The organism is Ruegeria sp. C10 (assembly GCF_056537805.1).
This window is the reverse complement of the sequence record NZ_JBQFSC010000001.1, coordinates 1,736,450-1,754,960: the sequence shown is the minus strand read 5'-3', so window position 1 is coordinate 1,754,960 and position 18,511 is coordinate 1,736,450. Positions and strand designations below refer to the sequence as shown.

The window sequence follows — 18,511 nt, the reverse complement described above, 5'->3', positions numbered from 1 at the left end:
CCATCAAACGGCCCTGAAGGTCAACCAAACAAACCAATACCGTATCAATCTCGCCAGACGAAACCTCAGCCTTCAAATGCTCAAATGTCAGCATGCAATACCTCTGTGATATGCGAGAATTTTCGACGAAAATTCTTTGTCCCTGTAACGACCGGCCCGCGAAAGAACGGGCCGGTCAAGTATTTTATCCGTATCGATAGGGCCGCCCGGCCTTGAGCATTTCGGCGTTGTAGCGCTTGAAGATATCCACGACCTTTGCCTTGGTCTCGGATTCCGCAGCAATTTCGTCCCAGAACTTAACAGCAGCTTCTTCAACCGTCGCCCACTCTTCATCCGGGATGGTCGTCAATTGCATCTTGGTACCGTTAACCCGCAGGTTGGCTTCGCCGCCCCAATACCACCACTGGCGGTAGTAGTGCGACTGGTCACAGCAGACCTTGAACAGAGTTTGCAGATCTTCCGGTAGCTCGTTCCAGCGATCCATATTGGCAAAGAAGTGGCCGGCCCAGGCCCCCGAAATGTTGTTGGTTAGGAAGTAGTTAGTCACATCCGCCCAACCCACGGTGTAGTCTTCGGTGATGCCCGACCAGGCAATACCGTCCAACTCGCCGGTTTGAACTGCAACTTCGATGTCTTCCCACGGCAGCGTGACGGGAACAACGCCAAACTGGCTGAGGAACCGGCCTGCTGTCGGGAAGGTGAAGATGCGTTTGCCCTTCATATCCTCCAGCGAATTGATCGGATCCTTGGTCGCAAAGTGACACGGGTCCCACGCGCCGGCGCTGATGTGTTTAACGCCAACCTTCGAATACTCTTCATCCCAGATCTCGTTCAGGCCCCACTGGTTGAACAGCACCGGCACGTCCAGCGAATAGCGCGAAGCGAACGGGAAGTAGCCGCCGAAAACAGTGACTTCGGTGGGCGAGGCCATCGAGTCATCATCCGATTGAACCGCGTCGATGGTTCCCTTCTGCATAGCGCGGAACAGCTCTCCGGTCGGGACCAGTTGATCGGCGTAGAACAGTTCGATCTGCATACGGTCACCGGCGATCTGGTTGAACATCTTGATAGCCGGGTCGATCACATGCTCGGCCAGTGCAGGACCGGCATATGTCTGCATCCGCCATGTGATCGTGCTTTGCGCCAGTGCAGGCGTTGCCAAAGGTGCCGCCGCAACCCCTACCCCCGCAGTTTTCAGAAACTTACGTCTTGTCGTCATGTCAATTTCCTCTCCGTTTAAGTTTGGGTGCCCGTGTGTCGGGCCTTCTGGTTAATTTCCGTAAACATACCCGGGCAGCCACAAGGCGATCTCGGGGAATATCATGATTATTGCGAGCGCCAGGATCATCACCCCGACAAAGGGCACGATTGAGCGGTAAATGTCCCGCAGGCTGATTTCTGGTGGAGCCATTGCGCGCATCAGGAACAGGTTGTAGCCGAAAGGCGGCGTCATATACGCGATCTGGGTGGTGATGGTGTAAAGTACACCGTACCAGATCAGATCGAAACCAAGCGCCCCCACGAGCGGCACATAGAGCGGCGCCACGATGACGAGCATTGCGGTATCGTCCAGGAACGTGCCCATGATGATAAAGCTGAGCTGCATCAGGATCAGGATCAGCCACGGTGACAGCCCCAACTGCTCGGTGAACAGGTTCTCGATGGCCTTGACCGCGCCCAGCCCGTCAAACACCGCGCCGAAGCCCAGCGCCGCAAGGATGATCCACATGAACATGCACGAGATGGCCAATGTTTGCTTGGTACAATCCTCGAAAATCTTCCACGTCATCCGACGTTTGAGGACTGACGCCACAAGCGCCGCCAACGCTCCGATGGCCGAACTTTCTACCAATGAGGTCCAACCATTCACGAACGGCAGCATCATCGCAGCGAAAATCATCAATGGCAGTGCCCCGGCCCAGAGCAGACGGAGTTTCTCGGACCTTGGGACCTCGTGCGCGTCTTCCATCGCTGGTCCCAGATGCGGCTGAAGCCGGCAACGAATCCAGATGTAGAGGATGAACAAAGACGCCATCAGCAGCCCCGGCACAATGCCTGCCAGCCAAAGTTGACCGACGGGTTGCCGCGCGATCATGGCATAAAGCACCAGAACTACCGAGGGCGGCACAAGAATGCCCAAGCTCGACCCGGCCTGAATGACCCCCGTCACCATGGTCTTGTCGTATCCGCGCCGCAGCAGTTCAGGCAGCGCAATCGTCGCCCCGATGGCCATACCTGCCACGCTGAGCCCGTTCATGGCCGAGACCAGCACCATCAGACCGATGGTGCCGATGGCAAGCCCACCGTTCACCGGCCCCATCCAGACGTGGAACATGCGATAGAGGTCATCGGCCAGACGACTTTCGCTCAGGACATAGCCCATGAAGATGAACATCGGCAGGGTCAGCAGCGGGTACCATTTCATCAGCTTCATCGCCGCCGAAAACGGAATGTCCTGCCCGCCTGTCCCCCAGAGCGCCAGTGCCGCAATGGCTGCGACGGCACCAATGGCACCAAAGACGCGCTGCCCGGTGAACAGCATCAGCATCATCGAAGCGAACATGAAGATTGCGATAAATTCCTGGCTCATGCCCGCGCTGCCCCGATCTCTTGCCCGTTGATCCGCGCAATGTCTTTGAAAAATTCTGATATCGCCTGCAGCAGCATCAGGAAGAAGCCGAAGACCATGATCGCCTTGACCGGCCAGATGTATGGCCGCCACGCGGTGGAGGATCGTTCAAGCCGTCCGACCTCTTCGCTGCCGGTCAGAAGGCCTGTGAAATAGGCGACAGGCTCATCACCCCAATAGCCCAGGCTGTACGCCGTGGATCCAAGCCCACCGTAGAACAGTACACCCAGATAAAGGATCAGCAGCAGCACCGTGAAGGCATCGAACCAGGCTTTCCGGCGATGGCTCCAATTATGGTAAAACAGATCCATCCGCACGTTCGAACCCAGTTGGATCGAATACGGCCCCCCCATGATGTAATAAGTCACCATCGCAAACTGCTCCATTTCTAGCGTCCAGAGCGAAGGCAGAAAGAAGGTCTTCGAGATCGAGGACCACAGCAGGATACCCATCATCACGAACAGGCCCCACATCATGACCCGCCCGATCCGGTAGTTCACCGCATCGACTACACGCACATATGCTGACATTGCCTTGATCATTCGCCCACCCCGCTACAGAACGGAGCAATGGTACGATTGATCCACGGGGCCAGACAATCGGCCATGACCCGCTGCTGCTCGGCTGTCTGAATCAGATCATTCCGGATCTCGATCATGACGTTCAACAATCCGTTGGGCGCTGCGTGAAGATCCAAAGTGTGCGCCACCCCGTCTGCCGCCGAATAGGGTTCGTTCAATCGAGTAACCAGGGGCAGCTCGTGCGCGGCGCTGGCCAACATCGCCTTGGCAAAGCGGGCGTCCTGGCCATGCAGCAAACCAAGCTCAACATCGCGCGGTGTTCCGCGGTATATCGGCGTGAAACTATGAACCGTCACCATGAGTTTTAGCGTGCGGTGATGACGGATCAGAACATCCTCTAGCCCTTGGCAAAACGGTACATATACGCCCTCGATCCGCTGCTGACGCGCATTGGCGCTCAGTTCAAGGTTCGCCGGGATCGGTGTGTCTTCACTGCATTCCGGCATAGCATCGGGGGCTTCGGGAGGGCGGTTGCAGTCATAAACCAGCCTCGACACCCCGCCATGCACCAGCACGCCGTTCAACTGCTGGGCCAGTGCCTGTGCAACCGGCAGCGCGCCCGGGTCCCACGCGATATGGCTGCGCAGTGCCTCGGCACTTAGCCCCATGTCCCCCAGTCCGTCCGGGATACGATGCGAGGCGTGTTCGCACACCACCACAACCGAAGGCTCTTCCGGCGCGTCGTCGATGTGAACGACGGGACCGAAATCAGGCTGAGCAGAGGTGAGAGTGGCGCTACGTGATTCCATTTGGAAAAAATTCCACAGAGGTTCTTAACCTGTCAATAAATTTCCTGTATAAAATTCTCCAAGTCAGATTGCATTGTCAAATTTTCCACATAAACATAGGTAGAAAGGGAAAGGAGTATTCCGTGCGAGTGACAGAAAGGCTCCTTGCGCATCGCGAAATGATGACACCGACCGAGCGGCAGTTGGTCAACGTGCTGCTGGATGATTACCCCATGGCAGGGCTTGGCAGCATTACCGAGCTGGCCAGTATCGCCTCGGTTTCCACCGCCACGGTTGCGCGGATGCTTCAGAAAACCGGCTTTGATGGCTATCCGCAGTTTCAGTCCGCGATACGCAGCGAAGTGAAAGAGATGATCTCGGGGCCCGTCGCCAAACGGGATGTCTGGCAGAATGACTTGCCTGAAGAACACATTCTCAACCGCTACTCCCGCCAAGCGCTTGAGAACCAGCGGCGTTCGATTGATGAGGTCGACCCGGATGAGTTTGACAGTTTCTGCCGTATGCTTTGCGATCCCAAACGGCGTGTTTTCATCACCGGCGGACGCATAACCGGGACCCTGGCGCAATATCTCTACCTCCACCTGCAGATGATCCGTCCTGATGTGAAGCTGCTGTCAGACGCAGCGTCGTGGACTCACGATCTGCTCGAAGTGCGCGAAGGCGACGTGCTGGTGGCCTTGGATGTGCGGCGCTATGAGAACACCACTTTGCTGATCGGACAGCTTTGCCATGAACGCGGGGCCGAGGTTGTCCTGCTGACGGATCAATGGCGATCCCCCATCCACCGGCTGGCCAAACACACCTTTGCGGTAAGGATCGCAGTGCCTTCGGCCTGGGATTCCATGACTTCGCTAATGGTGCTATTGGAATGCGCCATTGCCGAAATGCAGGAACGTCTCTGGGACAGTGTCAAGCAGCGCACGGACGAGTTAGAGCAGGCCTTTGACCGGACGAAGCTGTTTCGCAAGTTCGGCCAAAGCTCGGGGTCCTGACGTCAGGTAGCGACGTTTCATAAGGTACAACTGCGCGTGAGCCCTGTTGTCAGATGCTGCGCAGACCGTACACTCCGGCGTATGACATTCATCGCTGAAAACCAATTACCTCTGCTGATACTGGCCTTTATGATCGGCCTGTTTGGCACAGGATTTCTGTTCCGCAAACCTGCAGGGCATCGGGCGTGGAAACTGGCGGATCTGGTCTGGGTCGTATTGGGTGGGATCGGTGCACTGGTCGCCGTGTTGGCCGGGCTTTACACCTCGGACAGTTCGCGGCTGGACCGGCAGATCGACGTTGCTTATGCCGCCACGCTTGCATTCGACCGTGATGCCGCGCGGTTTCGGCTGAGGTTCTGTGACCCCGCTTACGACCCGGATACAGCTGTTTTGTGCGAAAAGGTAGAGTTTCTGTCCGCCTCAACCGCAAGCAATGCCGATTTACCGTTGTTTATCGCGGTCACGAACGAAGTAGCCCCGCTTCAAGGCCTGCATTTTCTATTCGGCCGCACGTCGAGTGATGACATGGATGAGGCCCGCGAGATGGCCGCGAAAGCGGATGCCTTCAGCATCGATCAATTTCTCGTCTTCACATCTCTGGACGATGATACACAAACCGCAATTGACAACATGCGGCGCAAGGTGCCTGCGATTGCTGGTGATTATCTGATCCTGGCCCAAAGCTATGACGATCTGATCGAACAGGTCGGCAAGCTCAAGGATGAATGGGAATATCTGCAGGCGAATGCGCATATTTTGGTACTGCAGATCATTGCCCTATGTCTGGTAAGTTTTGCTGCACCGTTCCGTCTGGGCAAATCCATCGTTGAACTGCGCACCGCCTTCAACGCCGATACGACTGCGCCAGCAGATGCGGATCAGCCCCCAGAAAGTACCGCGCCAGAGTCCAAAGGTTCCGCGCGCCCCGCCGAATCCAACCCTGACGGATATAGCGTTCCGCACTCGTAACCGCGTCTGCTTTCAACAGCACCGGGCGCGGCAAAGCGCGGATCAAGGCGACATCCTCCATCAGTGGCTGATCTGGGAATCCTCCGACAGAGTCATAATCCCTGCGGCGTACCAACAGCCCCTGATCGCCGTAGGGCAAACCAAACACTCTGCTACGCAGGTTGGCCCAACCAGCAACCCAGCGGGCACCAATCCCACTGACGCGAAACCGCAATCGGAAGGCTGCTGGTCTGTGCGAACGCAGATGCTCTGCCACGATGGCGCTCCAGCCTGACTGCAACTCGGTGTCGGCATGCAGGATCAGCAGCCAGTCGCCAGATGCTTTGGCACACCCCCTTTGCAACTGTCCTCCCCTTGACGCCGGACCTGTTACGATCATGGCTCCGGCTTCATCCGCCATCTCAAGTGTTGGGTCATCTGAGCCGCCATCGGTCACGATTAACTCTCGGATCAGGCCTGAATGAAGCCCTTCCATCAAAGCCTGCAGCGTTCCCGGCAGGGAATGCCCCGAATTCAGGGTCGGAATCACGATGCTGATCGGGGCGGACACGTCTGAAACCCTCTGGTCATGGCGGCGCGATTTCCTATATCACGAAGCCAGACGAATTGACGAGGATCAACCCATGTCCAATCGCCGCATTCTGCGCCTGACCGGCAACGATACTGATAGCTTTCTGCAGGGGCTGATCACAAATGACGTGCAGCGGCTGGACGACGGGCTGGTCTACGCCGCCCTTCTGACCCCGCAGGGCAAGTACCTGGCTGACTTCTTTCTCAAACGAGACGGTGAGTCGGTGCTGCTGGATGTGGCCGATGTGCTGGCCGACGGGCTTGCCAAACGACTGACGATGTACAAGCTGCGTGCAGATGTGACCATCGACCAGACCGACCTGAACGTACAACGCGGCACCGACCCCGCGCCCGAAGGCGCCCTACCCGACCCGCGGCATCCTGATCTGGGATGGCGCGCTTATTCTACCGCTCCGGAAGGTGATGATGGTACGGACTGGGATGCTATCCGCGTCCGTCACTGTATCCCCGAAACCAGCATCGAACTGACGCCAGACAGCTATATTCTTGAGTCCGGGTTCGAGGCGCTGAATGGCTTGGACTTCAAGAAGGGCTGCTATGTCGGACAAGAGGTCACCGCGCGCATGAAGCACAAGACTGAGTTGCGCAAAGGACTGCGCGTTGTCGAGATCGCGGGCACCGCTCCGGTCGGGACCGAGATTCACTCCAGTGGTAAACCCGCCGGGGTGTTGTTTACACAGTCTGGCGGAAAGGCGATCGCATACCTTCGGCTGGATCGCGCGGGGGACGAGATGCAGGCAGGTGGCGCGACGCTAAAACTGCCAGGTTGATTTTGTTGCTGAACCGGCACGCCCAATCTTTTGAAACTGTTTGCGTATTTGACGCGGCCGGGCCGCGCGGTATCACTGACTGCAATTGGCCTAACGGGATACGTGCATGTTTCGCCTCTATACCGCGATATGGCGTGTCAGCGCCGGACGGCAAATCATCCTTATTCTGCTGTCATTGGCGGTGGCTGCGCTGGCGGCTGCTCCGCTTGAGTTCCAGCGCGACATCGTCAATCACCTGACATCTGATAGCATCGAAGTGGATCGCCTGCTGTTGCTGGGCGCTGGGATGATGGGCGTCATCCTGTTGAGCCTTACGTTGAAATGGGTGCTCGGGTATCGCTCTGGAACGCTGGGCGAGGACATCATCCGACTGATCCGGGGACGGTTGCTTGCCCGATCAATCGATCTCAGCGAAGAGGGGCAAGACCTTCGTTCGGGCACGATGACAACGGCCGTATCCGCTGAGGCGGAAGAGCTGGGTAAGTTCGCAGGCGGTGCATTTTCTGACCCCGTGGTGCAAATCGGCACATTGATCAGCGTAATCGGCTACATCTCTTCCACCCAACCGGGGCTGGGCTTGATCGCACTTTCCATGATCGTTCCGCAGATTATTATCGTTCTGGCCTCTCAGCGAAAAGTGAACATCTTCGTGGCCGAGCGTGTTCGAATCCTGCGCAGCGCGACCGACCGCTTGACGCACGAGGATATTGAGGCGGCATCGCGAGCGATTGAGAAACAGTTCGACGAGATATTCGAGACCCGCCGCAAGATGTTCATCTGGAAACTCTCGGCCAAGTTCCTGCTGAGTGTCATCAATGGCGCAGGGACTGTTGGGATTCTGATGCTGGGCGGCTGGCTGGTGTTGCAGGGTAAAACCGATGTCGGCACCGTCGTGGCCGCGATAAGCGGTCTCGGACGCATTCAAGGCCCGACCGCTTTCTTGATCGCGTTCTACCGACAGGTCAGCGCCAATCGCATCAAGTACGAACTGATGCTGGAGCTGTTTGGAGATCATCCCGAGCGCTATCGCATTCGGACCTAAAAAAGGGCCGCAGAGCGACCCTTTTGCACCGAACCATCGTCCGCTTACGCGCGTTCGGAATATTCCATGGTCTCGGTATTCACTACGATCATCTCATCCTGCCCGATAAAAGGTGGCACCATGACCTTGACGCCATTGTCCAGAACCGCTGGCTTAAACGAGTTCGCCGCAGTTTGACCCTTCACAACCGGCTCGGTCTCGACGATCTTGCAAGTCACTTTTTGGGGCAGCGTGGCGTTCAGCGCCTCGCTTTCATAAAACTCCACTACGATGGTCATGCCGTCCTGCAGAAACGGGCGGCGCTCACCCAGCAGTTCCGAAGGCAGTTCGATCTGCTCGTAGGTCTCGGAATCCATGAACACCAGCATGCCATCGGATTCGTACAGGAACTGCTGATCCTTCTGCTCAAGGCGCACGCGTTCGACCTTGTCGGCCGAACGGAAGCGTTCGTTCAGCTTTGAGCCATTGCGCAGGTTGCGCAGCTCGACCTGGGCAAAAGCACCGCCTTTGCCGGGCTTTACGTGATCCACTTTGACCGCCGCCCACAGTCCGTCATTATGCTCAAGCACATTGCCGGGGCGAATTTCGTTCCCATTTATCTTGGGCATGACTTAAATCCTTCACAAACGGTTGATGCGTCAGTTCTCGTCCCTATATCTGGCGTGACCACACCTGACAAGACAACGAAACCTAGTGCTGCACCTGCAGCGAGCCATGCAAATGACGCAACGCAACTATGCATTTTAGGTGTATCCGAATCGCATGTAATAGGTCATAAGGACCGTCACGCCGAAAATTGCAAGAGCAAGAAAAACAGGAAAGACGAGATGAGAGATTTCGTTGACGGCACTGCCTTTAACAACGAACAAGGCAATCGTGCACGCAAACTTTTCGCAGCCGTTGTACTGGCTGCTCTGGATGATGCCATCGCCGACGACAAGAAGTATGGCAACGGACCGGAACAAATTGCCCGTTGGGCACGTTCGCGCGATGGGCGCGAAGTACTATCGTGCGCCGGCATCGACCCCAATGAGCGGGTTGTAGGCGGGCTGATGGAATTTGTTGGTCGCGGCGTACGGACGTCTGTCGCCCTGTCCCGCGAAGAAAGCGAACGCCGGAATGCGGCTCAGCAGGCCGAAGCTGCCTGATTGTTCCCCGCATCCGATCGAAAAAACGCGCCCTGACATCGGGGCGCGTTTTTCTTTGGGCTGATTGGTCAGATCAAAAATACATGATCCATTGCCACGCCACCCAAAGCTCGGCCGCCAGTAACAGCGCAAAGAACAGTTTTGCCGAAACCGACAGGCCGCGCTGCCAAAGCACCACATAGGCGGCAATGCAAATCGTCACTGAGATCGGCGCGATCCAAGCTGCATGATGTGTGCTGTCCCAATAGCTGATCGGACTGTGAAAGACCCATGAACTGATCGGCCAGAACTGCGGTCGGCCATCGCCTGCGTGCAATAAGAAATCCATCACCAAATGAAGTATCCCTGCGGATGCGCCAATGGTCAGCAGGTGCCAGCCGCGCCACAGCCCGAGTGCAAGTGCCACTCCCCACAAAATGAACGAGTTATCGATGGCGAATACGGTTTGCCACGCGGGTGAAAAGTAAAGCTGATCAAACACCACCTGTGCCGGGATGTTCAGGATGTGCAGCGAAACGCCGGCCATCAGGTATAGCGACAAATCCGGCAACAAGGACCCAAACAGAGCTGCCCATAGCGTCGCGCCCCGGGCCGGGCGCGCAAAAACAGCAGCACCGATCAAAAGATGCGCAGGCGTATTCATATGGGGCTTTTCCTTTGGCCTTAAATCAGGTCATCTGCGCCCGAGCATAGGAGACAGGCCATGGCGCGGTCCATCATGATTCAAGGCACCGGCAGCAATGTCGGCAAATCGGTTTTGGTGGCCGGGTTGGCCCGCGCCTATACGCGACGCGGGTTGCGCGTGGCTCCGTTCAAGCCGCAGAACATGTCGAACAACGCCGCTGTTACGGAAAACGGCGGCGAAATCGGGCGCGCGCAAGCCCTGCAGGCGCGGGCGGCCAAACGACCGACGCATACGGATATGAACCCAATCCTGCTCAAACCCGAAACTGATACCGGCGCGCAGATCATTCTTCAGGGCCAGCGCGCAGGTACAATGAAGGCGGGCGATTATCGCAAGGACAAGTCTAAGCTGCTGGGGGCGGCTCTGGAAAGCTTTGAAAGGCTTTGCAGCGACGCTGATCTGGTGTTGATCGAAGGCGCGGGTAGTCCGGCAGAAACTAACCTGCGCAAGGGTGACATCGCCAATATGGGATTTGCTTGTGCCGCACAGGTTCCGGTGGTTCTGGTGGGCGACATTCATCGGGGTGGCGTGATCGCTCAGATCATGGGGACGCAAGCCGTCTTGGAGGCCGGGGACCTTGCGATGATCCGGGGCTTTGCGATTAACCGCTTCAAGGGCGATGTCTCCCTGTTCGATGAAGGGCGCGACGATATCGCATCCCGGACCGGCTGGCCCTGCCTGGGCGTGGTGCCCTGGTTCCATGATGCATGGAAGCTGCCGGCAGAAGACATGATGGACATCCGCTCTCATACCGGGGGGGCATGCAAGATCGCTGTGCCTCAGCTTGAGCGGATGGCCAATTTCGACGATCTCGACCCGCTTTCCGCCGAACCAGGCGTTACGGTCGAGATCATCCCAGCAGGCCGCCCCCTGCCCGGAGATGCCGATCTGGTGCTGTTGCCGGGCAGTAAGTCTACAATCGGCGATCTGGCCTATTTCCGGGCGCAGGGTTGGGATATCGACCTTTATGCCCATGTCCGCCGCGGGGGTCATGTTCTGGGCCTGTGCGGGGGTTATCAGATGCTGGGCAAAACCATCTCGGACCCCGATGGCGTCGATGGACGCCCCGGTCAGGTCGAAGGGTTGGGATTGCTGGATGTCAGCACCACAATGGCCGGAGAAAAGCAGGTTATCCTGCGCTCAGCAACCGCCCTGCCCGGTCATGAACCCGTCAGCGGATATGAGATCCACATGGGCCGTACTGATGGCCCGGATTGCGCTCGGGCCTGGCTGCAGATCGAAGGTCGCCCGGAAGGTGCCGCCAGCGCCAATGGGCGCATACGCGGCAGCTATCTGCATGGGATTTTCACCTCGGACACGTTTCGCGCCAGCTATCTGGCAGAACTTGGCGTGACATCGGAAACAGCTTACGAAGACGGCGTCGAACAAGTGCTGGACGACCTTGCCGACCATCTGGAACAGCATATGGATCTGGATCTGCTTCTCGCGATGGCGCAGACGCCACGCACCAGTTAAGCCTCAGTCAGTATCCGCTGAGGCGATCGCCCGCGTGATCTCACGCCGAACCATCTTGCGCAGGTTTTTCGTGATCCGTTCGCCCAGCGCGCCCTGCAGCTCTTCCCGGACGATCTGGGCGACGAGTTCGCGCAATTCCTCTTCTCCGATTGTCACATCGGTCGGCTTCTGTGCCATATCTTCCACCACCTCCGGGTCGCGAATAAATGTGGCTTCGGATTTTGGTTCAGCCGCCTGAGACTGCGCAAAAGCTCTGTCTGCCGGCCATTCAACAGCCTGCGTCTTGGTGCCAGAGTAGTCGTCATCGCTCTCGCCATCGGGCTCCCACTGATCCTCGGTGCGCGCGATAGCAGCTTCCAAAGCTTCAATCTTGGCGCTGAGGCTTCCCGCTAGGTCGCGCTTTGGTGCGTCTGCCTTGGCGTCGACATCACCAGCGCGCACAATATCGCTGGGTTGCAGCCGCATCGGTTCGGCAGGGTTACTTGGCGCATTTGCGGCGTGCTTTGGGGTACTGTCACCCGCGCTATGCTGGGGCATCAGTTTCAAGGGCCCGGCCTTCTTGGCGATCAGCGGTTCATTGCTGACGCGCAGCGCATCCGTTAAAACCAACCGGCCCGGCTTGGCAGCCGGGGCCGTCGGAACAAATATGAATTCTGATTCGTCATGCGCGTCCTCGTCGACCATTCGCTTAACCGACGAAAGAACGTCCTGAATATTGGCGCTTACAACACGATCTGACATTATTTTCTACCGCTCTAACCTAGGCCCGATTGTAGCCAATCTGAGCCAGCGCCACAACAGGTAGCGATGCCCTTTAGTCGCGGCGCAATGCCTTGAGCACTCGATCCAGATCGCGGCTTTGCTTACTGACCTGCGACGGCGCCTTTTTCACGAGGTTGTAATACAGGGTCGGATCATAGATTTGCACTGCAAGACCCAAACGCTCTGCCGTCAACAGCCCCTGGGCCTGCAGCAGTTCATATGCCGCCCGCGACCGCTCGGTCCGGGATGCTACCTCGGCCAATTGCGCGTCCAGCAAATCCTGCTGGGCATTCAGGACGTCCAAGGTCGTCCGTGCACCCAACGTTGCTTCTTCACGAATACCGTCAAACGCCACCTGCGAAGCACGAACCCGTTCTGTTGACGCCCGCAGGCTTGCAGTTGCCGCCTGAAACGCAGCATAGCGATCGGCAACACCTTGTGTGATGTCTTTCTGAACGTTCAGAAGGTTGGCACGCGACGCATCACGAGTTGCCATCGCACGACGCACCGCTGCCGCCAGACCGCCACCGGAATAGATCGGCTGATTGAAGTTCAGTGAGATCGTCGCATCGTTGATGTAATCGTCATTGTCGTAGCTCTCGGTAATGCCCGCATCCGCATTCAGGCTGACATTCGGACCCAGATTTGCACGCTGCTGCTGCACGATCAGGTCCAGCGCACGCACCTGATGCTGTGCGGAAAGAATCGCAGGGTGGTTACGCTGAGCCAAATTCACCGCATCCGCCTCTGAACGCGGCAGGTTGGGCAGCCTTGGCTGGCCAGCCGTCCGCCCAGGTGTCTTGCCAACGGCGTTTACGTATTCAGCCTGAGCAATGCTCAGGTTACCACGTGCGACCGCCAAATCAGCCTGAGAGCTGGCCAATTGTGCCTCGGACAGGGCAACGTCTGTACGTGTAACCTCACCTACTTCAAAGCGATCCTGCGATGCGCGCAGTTCTTCCGCCGACACTTCCACGTTGTTCTGGCGGATCGCGACCGTCTCTTCCTGCAGCAGAACACCCAGATAGGCGTTCGCGGCTCTGATCAGGATTTGTTGTTCAATATCAATAAGAGACTGACGGGTGGATAGCACAGTTTCCTGCGCCGATTGCTTGCCAAGGATGGAAGCGCCACCGTCATAGATCAACTGGCTCAGCGTGAGACCGGAAAAAAAGCTCGAAGGCTCGCGCGTCGTGATCAAGCTGCTCGTGTTGGTGCGCGTGTAATCCCGGCTCACCCGCACGGTCCAGTTGATGATCGGACGCAGCGCTGAGAGCGCAATGGCGACATCTTCATCCGCTGCGCGTAACAAGGCACGGTTCTGCTCAAGCAGGCCGCTGGTGTTATACGCGCCGATGAATGCATCGGTCAGATTATCTGCCCAAACCGACCTTCCGGGCATCACACTTAATGCAACACCAGCAGCCAAAGTCAGGCCTTTGACCAGCTTTCCTGTCGTCGTCCCGCGCATAACTAAGTCCTCTCAAATCGAAATTACGCAACCACCAGCGCAGTTTGCGCCGGTGTTTTCAAGTAATCAAGGCATCAAAATACTTCTATTGCCAACTATAGCGAAAATGCACACTCAGCGCAAAATGCGGGCAAAATCGGTGCGCTAGCATTGAACGCAAATCGCCACGAGACACGGCCTGAGGACTTGAGACCCATACGAACCGTGCCAAGATCACCCTCCATGAACAGGCAAATGATCCGGCCCCCATCCTTGAGTTGATCCAGCAAAGTGTCTGAAAGCTGCTCGACCCCACCCTGAATCATGATCACATCGTAGGGTCCATGCTCAACCGCGCCTTGTTCAAGCGGTCCTTCATGAACAATAGCGTTGTCTACGTCAGCTTCCATCAGAAGCGTCTGAGCTTCAGCCGCCAATGCCGGGTCGGATTCCACGGCCACAACCAACTCTGCCATTCGTGCGGCAATTGCGGTTGAGTAACCCAGCCCCGGAGCGATATCCAGCACCACTTCATCATTGGAAATGTTGACTGCGTCCAACATCTTAGCCAGCGTCCTGGGCTCAAGCAGACAACGTCCATCACCCAACTCGACCAGATCACCAACATAGGCTGCCTCACGTTGCGCATCCGGCACGAAATTTTCGCGCGCAACGCTCAGCATCGCATCAATGATAGGGAACTTGGTCACATCCGAGGGCCTGACCTGAGTATCAACCATCGTAAGGCGCCGGGCTGCGAAATCTGTCATGTGATCGCTCATTCCTTATCAGACTGTTATCTGGCTTTTGCCACATCCGCCTGCCTGCAGCAACGGGCCAGATTGCATTTCCGGGCGCGGCAAAAACGTACCATTGGGGTATTGTCAAATTTCCAAACAAGACAGAAATAATCGCCCTCAAGGCTATGGACGTTCATCCTGAAAGCTGATAGAACGCCCCCCACACCACGGCAAGTTATTGATATTGCTTAAAAAGGCGAGTTGGCGGAGTGGTGACGCAGCGGATTGCAAATCCGTGTACACCGGTTCGATTCCGGTACTCGCCTCCATTTAAAAACAATCACTTAGATCACTCCTTGCCGTGTTTGAGGCCCCGCGTTTACAGGGGCGTTTACATTTTTGCGTCTTGAGACAGTGATTTTGCTCGATTGAGCTTGCGCAAAACTGCATCGCTTTCGTCCGGGCTAACCTGCGCATAATGCTCGATAACCTGCGCCGCGTAGCGAACCGACCACCCCATCAGAACTGCAATTTGGCGCAAAGACAGATCGGCATTCAGCAATCTTGTCGCCGCTGTCCCGCGCGTGTCAGACAGAGTCTTCTCTCTAGCTGGGTGCTGACAGGTGAACGAGACACTTTAGACGAAGCCGCATTTGATTTTTTGCAAGCTTCATTGGTCACCGGAGAGCAATTGCTGGAACGTTCGCAACCTCGAAACGCTAAACAGAAAGCTGAATACCTGATGCTCTTGATCAAACTAAGTCTTAACCAACGCAGCAGCATCAACGAAGAAGATGCCAAAGCTATCCTAAATGTGGGAAAGAACGGAAGAACTCTTTTCACTCTTCAATCGAGCAAGCAGAAATCGACGTCAGTCTCTACCCTCCTGAAGATGCTTCTAGACTTATCATGGCGCAGAAGACCCTACCTATCCGCAAAAAGTTGGAAACATTCAGGTATTATAGCACGTTGCTCCTATTGGTTTGGGCGATCATATTTGTCTCCGGCATCGGAGGCCAATTGGCAAGCCTACTGTCATTTCTTGCATGTTTATGCTCCGGTGTCGCGGCTTGGGCATTCGACGTAGTTCAGCGCAAAACCAATCGTCTGACTTAGATTGGGCAACTTGAGATAAGATTGGGACATAGCCCGAGATTCTCCGATCTCAGACATGTCCAATTTAGATGCGCGGGTTAGGTGTCAGATAGGTTGTAGTGACCGAGGCTCACTTCGGTGAAAACATCCACCGTGTGCCTTCGGTCAACATTCTTGCGCGACGGTGTCAATGGCATTGAGCGTGTAGACACCAAATTTCGAAACGCTCAGTGCCCTTGCGGAGCTAAACTTCGGTAATGGACGGAACCTGAGTTTGCGGGGGAGGGACGATTCCACCATTAATTATATCAGAAATACAGACATAACGCGCACTCTAACTTATGTTAATAGTGCATCAGATGCCTAACCAGGTACCCATCTGGCAGCAAGAGTCACCTGAAGACGCTTGGATCGCCCAATTACTCGACTCCCACAAGCTTCCATATTGGAATTGGGTCGCAGCCACCTCCGCAACACTCGCAATTCGCTGTACCGCGATCACCCTCAGACCCGTCGAACCCAGTATTCTTGAGCACAATGACAGTTCGCGGAGCACCACGCAGCACACCCAGGAGCTTTAGATTACCGTCCCGATCATCGAAGGTTCCGTCATCAACGCACAACTCACCCGAGCCATATGTCGTTTCCCAGTTTCCTGGCCCTTCGCGAACTTCGATCCTTTTTAGTCTCTGGTTAGAGTCCACGATATCGTAGATTAGTGTTGGCACGTTTATACCCTTTCTAAGACGCTATTCTAGTTTATCCCAAACAATAGATCCTCCATGTAGTACTGATAGTTATCCGCGTTTCTACGAGCTTTTCCAGGATCAGAAGTCGCTAAGGCTTGAGCGTCAGCAACCCCATATTCATGATCCACTGTAGGTGCCACCGCCTCAATATGAGTAATCTCATGTAAAATCACACCAGCGAATGAATCTTTGCCCGTCGCACTTTGTTCAAAAAACTCCGGGGCTAAGTAGATATTTCCAGACCCATCTGGAAAATATGCAGCAAGCTCATTCAAACTGAACTCGAGCTCAGGTGAATTCGCAATCGGGCACCAAACATTAGAGATACTGGAGAATGTCTGTGCGAACTCAAAAGTTCTCTTTACCTCCAGCACAGCGTTTTCAGCATTCGTTCCAAACCATCTGGCAAAACGCTGCTCGTCTGCCACATTAGAGAGTGACATTGCATCAATCGACTTCGCAATCCCATCTTGTGCTGTCTTTATCGCTTGTTCAACGATGTTTTGTTGCGCAGCAGAGCACGGGATTTGACTATCAGAAATATCTGACAGCGAAACGGTTGGGATCAAAATGATGCAGGAAAATAAGGCTGTGAACCTCATTGTTCAAGACTCCTCAGGTTAGCTTAGTTCAGGATCGTCTGTTATGAATTACAGGAGGACAAAGATGCCGTTCGCGATAATGCGCCATCTCGTTGAGGTGCCCCCAGTCTCTAATACGTTTGCCTTATTCATTTTCTTTTGTTCCGCTTCAAAGTCAACTGGCGAAAGACCTACGAGATGTTCGTCTGGCTGGCTTCTGGTGACATGGTAAAACCCAAAAGCCAAGGATTGGGCGATCATTATTTATTCTGTATTAAATCAAACTCTTAACACGAACCGAAGTTCTAGGCTTTTGACTGCTCCTCCCCGGTTAATCTAGGATAGCTCTAAGCATCCCCAGGACTCTCGCTTTGGGCGAAAAACAGGTCGTAGAGGAAGACCAGGACGGAAATCCAGGCCGTCAGGGCAAGCGCCGCCAGAATAAGCGGTTCGACAGCCGGATACCAATCAACCGACCCTTGGAGCTTACCCTTCTCGTCGATGAATCCGCCGATCTTGTGGGGTTTCGAGAAGATTTCTGAGAACGGAACGGTATCGAGTGCGGAACCGGGCGACCCTGTCTGCGAACGGAGCCAAACAGGTGCATCCAGGACCTTCCGGGCAAAATGTACAAGTGATAGCGATGGCATGATGATGAAGGCCGTCAGAAAAAAGCGCTGATGCCAGCGCCCGCCCGATGTGGACGTGTCGAGACCTTCCAGCCATACCACCGGCAGCTTTGCGTGCCACGCATCAGCGCCGCTTTGTCGCGCGTAGGCTGTCCCGATGCGGCTGAGCAAAATGGTCAGCACGGCGCAGATCGGTAGGGCCACGAGGGATCCGACGCCCGGCCCATCCTCAATCAAATCGACATCAAAGATCGGGCTTCCACCCTGACTGACAATCCAGGCGTTCGCGGCATAGAAGGCGAGAAGCGCACCCAGAACGCTCCAAAGCTTGCGAAGATGTTCTTGCGTCACTTCAGGCTCCTGCCCATCAGTCGATGTTAAAGGCCACGCAGGCTTCATGCAGGCCTTCCACAATCTCCGCCTTCAACGCTTCTTCGATATCTGCGGAGAAAGCCCGAAGCACGCCGGCTTTCAAGCCACCAAAATCGCTTAGCGTCACGGAGACTGTTGGAACATTGCAGGTATCGAGATGCACGGTCGCAGCTGCTGATATGCGAACCGAGGCGTCGGCCCGCACGAATGCCGCAGAAGACGTTTCGCACGCCAATCGACCTGTGAACGTTGCGTCAACGACATCACCTATGAGCAAGACCGCCGCCTCCTCGACGCTGACGCTCTGAAGTCGGTCGATGCCTATTGAGAACAGGCCTGCATCGAATTTCAATGCGCGACAGGGATTGTCTTCGGCGATCCTTTTCTGAATCACGGTGTTCGAATGAACTGGGGTCAAGCCAAGGGCGGAGAACACCAGGACCACAGCAATCAGAAGTCGCATAACCAGCGCTCCTCTCGATCATATGGCGTGCGCAAGGA

Annotated in this window: 20 protein-coding genes and 1 tRNA gene; 6 read left to right on the top strand and 15 right to left on the bottom strand. The window is 55.9% G+C overall.

Features of this window, described 5'->3' with window-relative positions:
• Nucleotides 1-184 precede the first annotated feature (184 nt).
• The 4 genes from ACR0DE_RS08370 to ACR0DE_RS08355 are packed head-to-tail and all read right to left on the bottom strand — an operon-like array spanning nt 185 to nt 3,959.
• Nucleotides 185-1,219, bottom strand: a complete 1,035-nt coding sequence (locus ACR0DE_RS08370; protein ID WP_170391784.1) for a TRAP transporter substrate-binding protein — start codon at nt 1,217-1,219, stop codon at nt 185-187.
• Between the two features lie 51 nt (nt 1,220-1,270).
• A complete protein-coding gene (locus tag ACR0DE_RS08365; protein ID WP_170391787.1) occupies nt 1,271-2,590 on the bottom strand; it encodes a TRAP transporter large permease in 1,320 nt (439 codons plus the stop codon).
• Complete coding sequence (locus ACR0DE_RS08360) at nt 2,587-3,171, bottom strand: TRAP transporter small permease subunit (RefSeq protein ID WP_480752551.1); 585 nt, start codon at nt 3,169-3,171, stop codon at nt 2,587-2,589. Before ACR0DE_RS08360 ends, ACR0DE_RS08365 begins: the two co-directional genes overlap by 4 nt.
• The gene (locus tag ACR0DE_RS08355) at nt 3,168-3,959 is read right to left on the bottom strand and encodes an N-formylglutamate amidohydrolase (RefSeq protein WP_170420971.1); all 792 of its coding nucleotides are present in this window, start codon (nt 3,957-3,959) and stop codon (nt 3,168-3,170) included. Before ACR0DE_RS08355 ends, ACR0DE_RS08360 begins: the two co-directional genes overlap by 4 nt.
• A 128-nt stretch (nt 3,960-4,087) precedes the next feature.
• Between ACR0DE_RS08355 and ACR0DE_RS08350 the strand changes: the two genes are divergently transcribed.
• Nucleotides 4,088-4,951, top strand: coding sequence for a MurR/RpiR family transcriptional regulator (locus ACR0DE_RS08350; RefSeq protein ID WP_255611699.1), 864 nt, complete (start codon nt 4,088-4,090; stop codon nt 4,949-4,951).
• A gap of 844 nt (nt 4,952-5,795) precedes the next feature.
• On the opposite strand, the gene ACR0DE_RS08345 is transcribed toward ACR0DE_RS08350, so the two are convergent.
• Nucleotides 5,796-6,470: a TIGR04283 family arsenosugar biosynthesis glycosyltransferase gene (locus ACR0DE_RS08345; RefSeq protein WP_170401181.1), complete on the bottom strand. Its 675-nt coding sequence runs from the start codon at nt 6,468-6,470 to the stop codon at nt 5,796-5,798.
• 73 nt (nt 6,471-6,543) lie between these two features.
• On the opposite strand from ACR0DE_RS08345, the gene ygfZ reads away from it, so the two are divergent.
• A complete protein-coding gene (gene ygfZ, locus ACR0DE_RS08340) occupies nt 6,544-7,281 on the top strand; it encodes a CAF17-like 4Fe-4S cluster assembly/insertion protein YgfZ (protein WP_480752546.1) in 738 nt (245 codons plus the stop codon).
• A gap of 106 nt (nt 7,282-7,387) precedes the next feature.
• Nucleotides 7,388-8,323, top strand: coding sequence for an ABC transporter transmembrane domain-containing protein (locus ACR0DE_RS08335; protein ID WP_170391799.1), 936 nt, complete (start codon nt 7,388-7,390; stop codon nt 8,321-8,323).
• 44 nt (nt 8,324-8,367) lie between these two features.
• Here the strand turns inward: ACR0DE_RS08335 and efp are convergent, their stop codons facing one another.
• The gene (gene efp, locus ACR0DE_RS08330; RefSeq protein WP_170391801.1) at nt 8,368-8,931 is read right to left on the bottom strand and encodes an elongation factor P; all 564 of its coding nucleotides are present in this window, start codon (nt 8,929-8,931) and stop codon (nt 8,368-8,370) included.
• A gap of 219 nt (nt 8,932-9,150) precedes the next feature.
• Between efp and ACR0DE_RS08325 the strand changes: the two genes are divergently transcribed.
• Nucleotides 9,151-9,471, top strand: a complete 321-nt coding sequence (locus tag ACR0DE_RS08325) for a DUF6280 family protein (RefSeq protein WP_008757056.1) — start codon at nt 9,151-9,153, stop codon at nt 9,469-9,471.
• Between the two features lie 73 nt (nt 9,472-9,544).
• Here ACR0DE_RS08325 and ACR0DE_RS08320 read toward each other — a convergent pair whose 3' ends face one another.
• Nucleotides 9,545-10,114, bottom strand: coding sequence for a cobalamin biosynthesis protein CobQ (locus tag ACR0DE_RS08320; RefSeq protein WP_170391803.1), 570 nt, complete (start codon nt 10,112-10,114; stop codon nt 9,545-9,547).
• 60 nt (nt 10,115-10,174) lie between these two features.
• On the opposite strand from ACR0DE_RS08320, the gene ACR0DE_RS08315 reads away from it, so the two are divergent.
• Nucleotides 10,175-11,632 carry a cobyric acid synthase gene (locus ACR0DE_RS08315; protein WP_480752544.1) on the top strand — a complete coding sequence of 486 codons (1,458 nt, stop codon included), beginning with the start codon at nt 10,175-10,177 and terminating at the stop codon, nt 11,630-11,632.
• Between the two features lie 3 nt (nt 11,633-11,635).
• Here ACR0DE_RS08315 and ACR0DE_RS08310 read toward each other — a convergent pair whose 3' ends face one another.
• The 3 genes from ACR0DE_RS08310 to ACR0DE_RS08300 all read right to left on the bottom strand — a co-directional run bounded on the left by ACR0DE_RS08310 (nt 11,636) and on the right by ACR0DE_RS08300 (nt 14,614).
• Nucleotides 11,636-12,373, bottom strand: coding sequence for a hypothetical protein (locus ACR0DE_RS08310; protein WP_480752542.1), 738 nt, complete (start codon nt 12,371-12,373; stop codon nt 11,636-11,638).
• A 73-nt stretch (nt 12,374-12,446) separates the two neighbouring features.
• Nucleotides 12,447-13,865, bottom strand: a complete 1,419-nt coding sequence (locus ACR0DE_RS08305; protein WP_170391809.1) for a TolC family outer membrane protein — start codon at nt 13,863-13,865, stop codon at nt 12,447-12,449.
• Between the two features lie 95 nt (nt 13,866-13,960).
• Nucleotides 13,961-14,614 carry a protein-L-isoaspartate O-methyltransferase family protein gene (locus tag ACR0DE_RS08300; RefSeq protein ID WP_170401191.1) on the bottom strand — a complete coding sequence of 218 codons (654 nt, stop codon included), beginning with the start codon at nt 14,612-14,614 and terminating at the stop codon, nt 13,961-13,963.
• Between the two features lie 225 nt (nt 14,615-14,839).
• Between ACR0DE_RS08300 and ACR0DE_RS08295 the strand changes: the two genes are divergently transcribed.
• Nucleotides 14,840-14,913: transfer RNA gene (locus ACR0DE_RS08295), tRNA-Cys, on the top strand.
• A gap of 62 nt (nt 14,914-14,975) precedes the next feature.
• Here ACR0DE_RS08295 and ACR0DE_RS08290 read toward each other — a convergent pair.
• From ACR0DE_RS08290 to ACR0DE_RS08270, 5 genes are all read right to left on the bottom strand, one after another.
• Nucleotides 14,976-15,146 (bottom strand): hypothetical protein, encoded by a 171-nt coding sequence (locus ACR0DE_RS08290; protein ID WP_480752540.1) that lies wholly within the window; start codon nt 15,144-15,146, stop codon nt 14,976-14,978.
• Nucleotides 15,147-16,098: 952 nt separating this feature from the next.
• Nucleotides 16,099-16,407: a hypothetical protein gene (locus ACR0DE_RS08285; protein ID WP_480752536.1), complete on the bottom strand. Its 309-nt coding sequence runs from the start codon at nt 16,405-16,407 to the stop codon at nt 16,099-16,101.
• A gap of 26 nt (nt 16,408-16,433) precedes the next feature.
• Complete coding sequence (locus ACR0DE_RS08280; RefSeq protein WP_480752534.1) at nt 16,434-17,030, bottom strand: M35 family metallo-endopeptidase; 597 nt, start codon at nt 17,028-17,030, stop codon at nt 16,434-16,436.
• Between the two features lie 326 nt (nt 17,031-17,356).
• A complete protein-coding gene (locus ACR0DE_RS08275; protein WP_480752532.1) occupies nt 17,357-17,989 on the bottom strand; it encodes a hypothetical protein in 633 nt (210 codons plus the stop codon).
• Between the two features lie 16 nt (nt 17,990-18,005).
• The gene (locus tag ACR0DE_RS08270; protein WP_480752528.1) at nt 18,006-18,473 is read right to left on the bottom strand and encodes a hypothetical protein; all 468 of its coding nucleotides are present in this window, start codon (nt 18,471-18,473) and stop codon (nt 18,006-18,008) included.
• Nucleotides 18,474-18,511: the final 38 nt, after the last annotated feature.